Source organism: Paenibacillus sp. LHD-38 (genome assembly GCF_031157315.1).
Classification (GTDB): Bacteria; Bacillota; Bacilli; order Paenibacillales; family Paenibacillaceae; genus Pristimantibacillus.
Genome location: NZ_JAVIFU010000009.1, coordinates 196,769 through 203,027, shown reverse-complemented (window position 1 = coordinate 203,027; position 6,259 = coordinate 196,769). Strand labels below are relative to the sequence as shown.

Annotated in this window: 4 protein-coding genes; all 4 read left to right on the top strand. The window is 47.3% G+C overall.

The genetic code is table 11. The features are described from left to right. Nucleotides 1-124: 124 nt before the first annotated feature. Nucleotides 125-496 (top strand): exosporium glycoprotein BclB-related protein, encoded by a 372-nt coding sequence (locus tag RCO25_RS10370; RefSeq protein ID WP_308996077.1) that lies wholly within the window; start codon nt 125-127, stop codon nt 494-496. A 665-nt stretch (nt 497-1,161) separates the two neighbouring features. Continuing rightward, nucleotides 1,162-2,946: a sensor histidine kinase gene (locus RCO25_RS10365; protein ID WP_308996068.1), complete on the top strand. Its 1,785-nt coding sequence runs from the start codon at nt 1,162-1,164 to the stop codon at nt 2,944-2,946. Continuing rightward, entirely contained in the window at nt 2,921-4,351 is a 1,431-nt protein-coding gene (locus RCO25_RS10360; RefSeq protein ID WP_308996067.1) for a response regulator transcription factor, read from the top strand. Before RCO25_RS10365 ends, RCO25_RS10360 begins: the two co-directional genes overlap by 26 nt. Nucleotides 4,352-4,508: 157 nt before the next feature. After that, entirely contained in the window at nt 4,509-6,233 is a 1,725-nt protein-coding gene (locus RCO25_RS10355) for an extracellular solute-binding protein (protein ID WP_308996066.1), read from the top strand. The last annotated feature ends 26 nt before the right edge of the window (nt 6,234-6,259 follow it).

Below are 6,259 nucleotides of genomic sequence, written 5' to 3'. Positions count from 1 at the left end.
CGACAATTCCTATTATACCAAACAGAAGGTGTTTTTTGTTCGTCAAACCCTATATTATAACGGTCATAATGCCTTTAGTATCAAGGCTCTAGAGTTGTTTTGGCTCTGAGAAAGTTGAGTTAATATAACTGTATTAAGTGCTTCTGGCTTTGCATTCTCTGTGCCACGAGACGGTACTATTACTTCTATTTCTGCAGTTTTTAGCAATTTATTGACAACTAATATTTTGACTGGTTCTGCAACGATTACAGCTCAATTGTATAGAGCAACTACGGCTAACAACACCTTTGTTCCTATTCCAGGCGCGGTCGTAACATTACCGAGTATAAGCGGATTACTTGCCGTTGGTGGAGTAGTAAGTGAAATTTCTACTCCTTTGGCAATTGATGTATTTGAAGAAGATCGTCTGTTGATGGTATTCTCCGTGACATCGACCGGTTTCGGAGCCGCAGTTACCGCAACAGGTTTTGTTAACGCCGGCGTATCAATCACTTAAGTATTTTTGTGAAACTCCTCTATCTACAAAAACAAACGGCAGGGCAAGGATTGCTCCTTGCCCTGCCGTTTCTCCTATTTGGACTGCCGTCACCTGACGATACATAACTCCCGAGCAAACCGCAACAACTGCAGCTGAAGCCGCAGCTTGAACAATAACTTAACCTAATCCTTCAGAAATGCAACATCGCGTACCGTAACCGCGTCTTGCGCCGGCAAATCGAGCGGTATAACGATCGGTTCAAGCAGACTGAGCGGCAATCCGATTTCCTTCACCGCCAGCGAATGTGAAGGATCTCGAATAACAACTCGCTACTTACTTTGGTTCTGAAGTGGCTCAGACTGCTGTGAACCGGTATCTTTGCAGGGCTGGTCAAGCTGCAAGTCCATGAAAATGTATCTCGCGTTGAGACCTGTTTTTTTGAAATATAAGAATTTATAAGTTTCACATTTATAAATAAGCTTATATTTCACCGCGAAACAAGCTTATGCCGCGGACGGCGACAGCCGTTTACGCTTGTACCTGCGCACAGCATAATCCAGCTCCAGTGTCGGCGCCTCGCATTGTATAACAGGAATGAATCGCTTACAATAGTATCGCAAAGGGCCTAAACGATGTGGAATGTACACATTTATACTCAAAACGAAGACAAAGGTGTCGATCGGATGAAGCGTTTTAAAGCAAAGCTCGGAATTATATCGTTTGAGAAATTAACCTTAAAAAAGAGAATCATTCTAATTTTCGCTGCAAGCACGATCATTCCGTTCCTTTGTACCGCGCTTGTTTCTAATCATGCGATTACTTTAATTTTAAGCAAAAACTTAAATTCCGGAGTTCAAAGCAATTTGCATCAGGTTCAATTATCATTGGAGACGACCATTAGCAATTTGAATCATGTATCGCAGCAATTGGCTTATCCGGGCAGCGTGGGTATGATGCTGGAGCAGTATTTATCCGCAACCCAGCAGTATCAGAAAGCCGTCTTAATTGAAGATATTCAAACGGAGCTGAATCTGATTACGTTCACGAATCCGTCTACAAACTTAGTCATGTACTATTTTAAGAATGAAGATAGCTATTTGTTTCAAAACAATGCCATAAGAGAGGATTTCTCGTTAAGTAAGCTGCCTATGCTTGCTTCCTATTACGGGATCACTTATTACGGTCCGCATATTAGTAACAGCATGTATAATAATGAGTTTGTGCTCTCCGCGCTGCGGCGGGTGGATGTTCCTGGCCGTGAAGGTATTTACGTCTATATTGAATCAGGCTTTAAACTGACGCAAAGTATTCTCGAAAGCGATCGAATCGGCAAAAACTCGTTTCATCTCATTCTCGATAACGATGGCCGAATCGCCTACAGCGAGGCCGGCAGCATCTTTCCCCAGAACGGCTATTTTTCTCCGGACGGCAAACCGTCCGATCATGCGGTGGGCGGGGATTCCGGACTGATGAACGGCTATTATTGGTTTAAGGGCACAAGCAACCAGGGCTGGAGCGTTGTGTCGCTTATCCCGAAAGAGGATTATAACGAGGAGAAAAACCGCTGGATCATAAAGATGATCTATTTGTTTGCTTTATTTACGAGTATTGGTCTCCTTCTCGCTTGGCTGCTATGGAAGATGGTTTATAAGCCCTTGAACCAGTTTAATATGGAGATGAAAAACGTGATCAGCACACGCATTCAGTCTCCAGGGGTTCGCACCACTATCCCTGAATTCAACTATCTGCTAAAGCAGTTCCATAATATGAAGAATCAAATCGCGAACCTGTTTCAGGAGGTGGAGCAGAAGGAGAAACGAAGAGCTGATCTTGAGGTGGAGAAGCTGCTTTACCAGATAAATCCGCATTTTCTTATGAATACGCTGGATACGGCCCATTGGCTGGCCGTGATGAACGGGCAGAAGGAAATTGACCGTTTGGTGCTGTCCTTAAATAAGCTGCTGCACTATAATCTGGGCAAACTAGGCCAGAAATCTACAATAAGAGAAGAAATTGATTCGCTCAGGCAGTACCTCATTTTGCAGCAAATCCGTTATGACTTTGCTTTCGACGTGCGGATTGAAGTAGAGGACGATGTGCTGGATGCCGCGGTACCCCGCTTTATTTTGCAGCCGCTTGTGGAAAATTCACTGTACCACGGTCTAGATGACGATGGCTACATTCAGGTAGACGTAAAGCAAAAAGAACATATCGAGATTACGATACAAGATAACGGGGCGGGGATTTCGCAAGAGAAAATTGAGGAGCTGCTGAACGAGCCGAAAAACCCGCAGGAGAAGGTCGGCATGGGTATCGGTATGAGCTATGTCAAACGGATGCTTGAGTCCTATTATGAGGGTCATGCGAAGCTGGACATTGTAAGCGAAATTTCCAAAGGCACGACTATACGCCTTACATTACCTTTCAGGGAGGTGAGCCAAGATGATGAACGTGTTGGTCGTGGATGACGATAAACTGGTAAGAAAAGGGCTGATTTCGGCGATGCCCTGGCATGATTTTGATTTGCATGTTATTGGAGAAGCTAAAAATGGCGAGAAGGCGCTTGAATTTCTGGCAACTGCGGAGGTCGATTTACTGCTGACCGATTTGGCGATGCCGATCATGTCCGGGCTTGAATTGATGAGAGTCGTACGCAAGCAGTATCCGCATATCTTTATCGTCGTCTTAACCCTGCATCAGGATTTTGAATATATACAGGAGGCCCTGCGCCTTGGGGCGATTGACTATATTGCCAAGGTTCAGCTCGAGGAGGAGAACTTCGAGGAGGTACTGGGGCGGATTTGCGGACGTATAGCCGAGGAGCAGGCGAAGCTGGAGGCACAGGAGAAAGAGCGGGGCAATGAAGCGCTCCGTTTGGATATAGGGTATGCGATGATCGCCGTCGCGCCCGAGGATAAGGAGCAGGAGCGGTCAAACGTACCAATTCCGGCCGGTCAAACGACAGAACGCGAGATTATGCCTCATTTAAGATTGTGGCTGCCGGCCGATGAACAGGCTGCTACCCAGATTGGAAAGCAATTAGCCGTGGCGGCAGCGGGTCATCCGGAGCTATGCCTTCTGGAGCTAAGCGGCTTGGAGGGACAGGCCATCTCAAAGGTAGAACGACTGCTCATTGCGTACAAAGCCAGCGGCTTCTTTTATGACTATCGAGAGGATATCAAGATTTATTCATTGTCCGTTCCTCATGTAAAGGAACAGCCGACTGAGGTGGACAAAGCAGCCCTTTTGTCCGTTCGGGAGAAAGGCTTGTCTTTGGAGTGGGTTCACAAGCTAGCGCAATATGAGCAGCTTGTCGGGCAATTGTATGAGCTGCGAATGCCTCCTTCTCAGCTTGTGAATGAATTAAACCAGTGGATCGTGGAGTGGAATCGGATTTATCAGCCGGCAGCCTCAAGCAGCCTTGAACCGCCGGAATCGATGGACGTTTGGGTACACGTTGAAGATTGGCTGGGGAGGACCCGGCAGCTTCTGCTCGAGGCATTAGGCAGACCTCTTTATTCGTCAGACGTACAGGATTGTATCGTAAAGGCCGTGCAGCTCATTCATGTCGGCCTTGCCGAACGACTGAATGTGATAAGCATCTGCCAGCAGGTAAACATGAGCCGGAGCTATTTCAGCCAATGCTTTCGGGACATTATGGGCGCAACCTTCAATGATTATGTAAGGCAGCTTCGCGTGGACAAGGCGAAGGAGTATTTGACGAAGACCAATAAGACGATCTTTTGGATCGCCGAGCATACGGGCTACGCGGATGAGAAGTATTTCAGCCGGATTTTCCGCAAGCATACAGGGCTGCTTCCAAGCGAATTTCGGCAGCTTCACCGCGAAGGTGAACAATCGTCCAAAACTTAGGGAGACAAATGTCCGATAGCTCGTAAATCCGCGATTGGGGCCACAAAATTAGAGCATTTCCCCACCTTATTATGAGACCGTACTCTAACCATGAGAACGGTCTCATTATGCTATCTTTAGAGTAAGAAAAACATCAACGCGAAAGAAGGGGTGCAATATGAATAAAAAAAACCAAAGCAAACTGCTTCTGTTTATGATTATGCTGCTTATGATCAGCGCCTGCAGCAATGCAAACAATTCCCCAAATAATACAGGAACGAATGCGGAGGGCGCAAATACGCCGAGCAATTCGGAAGCTCCTCAGGACCCGTTTGGCAAATACGCGGAGCCAATTAAAATCAGTATCGGCATGGAGGTTGATCCCACGGACAAAAGCTTGCCTGCCGGAGATACGCCGCTAGACAATCAATATACGCGCAACATCAAGGAAAACTTGAATATCGAGGTGGAGCACACTTTTACGGCATCGGGTGCGAACATGCCTCAAAAAATCAGTTTGGCTATTGCCAGTAATGACCTGCCGGATGCCATGGTTGTAGGACCAATTGAACTGCGGCAAATGGTCGAGGCCGATCAATTAGCGGATTTGACAGACGTATACAAAAACTTTGCGTCCCCTACGATTAAGGAAATTATCGAAGGCACAGGCGGCGCTGCATTAAAAGCAGTTACATTTGACGGAAAAATTATGGCCATCCCCGGTGTCCAGCTGAAAGCAGACGGTGTTCATACGATGTGGATTCGTCAAGATTGGCTGGATAAGCTGGGCCTTGAGGCTCCAAAAACAATAGAGGATTTGGAGAAGGTTGCAAAAGCCTTCGTCGAGCAGGATCCGGATGGTAACGGCAAGGCGGATACCATCGGTATTTCCGGTCCGCAGAGCGGCGACGGCAAGATGTATGCGAATTTCCTGGAATCGAAAAATAATATGTATGGCTTTGACGCTATCTTCTCTGCCTTCGGCGCGTACCCGGGCTTTTGGGTTAACGGAGCAGACGGCAAGCCTGCGTATGGCTCTACCCTTCCGGAAACAAAAGAAGCGCTTGTTAAGCTGAGCGAAATGTACGCTGCCGGTCTCATCGATCCGGAAATGGCTGTGCGTAAGGATTCGAAGGAGCCGGTTGTAAGCGGCAAGTCAGGCATGTTCTTCGCACCTTGGTGGATGGGCTATGGACCGGTATCCGATGCCGTCCAGAACGATCCGAAAGCAAACTGGCAGTCCTATGCGCTGCCGCTGAACAAGGATGGCAAGTTCAGCCCGCATATTGGTACGCCTTCCAGTGAATTTGTTGTCGTCCGCAAGGGCTATGAGCATCCCGAAGCGCCGATGAAAATGCTGAACAATTTGTTCAAAAATGAAGCGGAAGCGACCTTTGATCCAAGCAAAGGCGGACCTGGCTTTTATCCGCTCCGCCTGGTATATGCGCCTTCCGACGAAACGGAATATACGGTTAAAGCGATACGCGAGGTGCTGGCCGGCACCAAAAAACCTGAGGATTACGCAGCAGACGTTAGCTATAAGCTGCTTGCATCCGATCTGAGAGATATTAAGAAAGTAAAGAACGAGCCTTACGATCAAATGGGCATTGAAACATGGAATCCAAGCGCGGATATGGGCATTTGGACGCGGGCTTACTCGATAATGGTAGGCGGGACTCCGCTTGTTGATACGAGCATGGAGGATGTACCGAGTTTGATTTACGAGCAAACGCCATTGATGGAGAGCCGATGGGTCAACCTGAAGAAGATGGAAGATGAAATGTTCTTGAAGATCGTGATGGGCGCGGCTTCAGTTGATACCTTTGATACCTTCGTGGCTGATTGGAAGAAGCAAGGCGGAGATCAAATTACACAGGAAGTAACAGATATCGTTAACCCGTAGTTTGAAAAATGGCGGCGCCGATGTAA

Coding starts and splice junctions, on each gene's coding strand:
- RCO25_RS10355 (WP_308996066.1), top strand. CDS start 4,509: ATGAATAAAAAAAACCAAAGCAAACTGCTTCTGTTTATGATTATGCTG.
- RCO25_RS10365 (WP_308996068.1), top strand. CDS start 1,162: ATGAAGCGTTTTAAAGCAAAGCTCGGAATTATATCGTTTGAGAAATTA.
- RCO25_RS10360 (WP_308996067.1), top strand. CDS start 2,921: ATGATGAACGTGTTGGTCGTGGATGACGATAAACTGGTAAGAAAAGGG.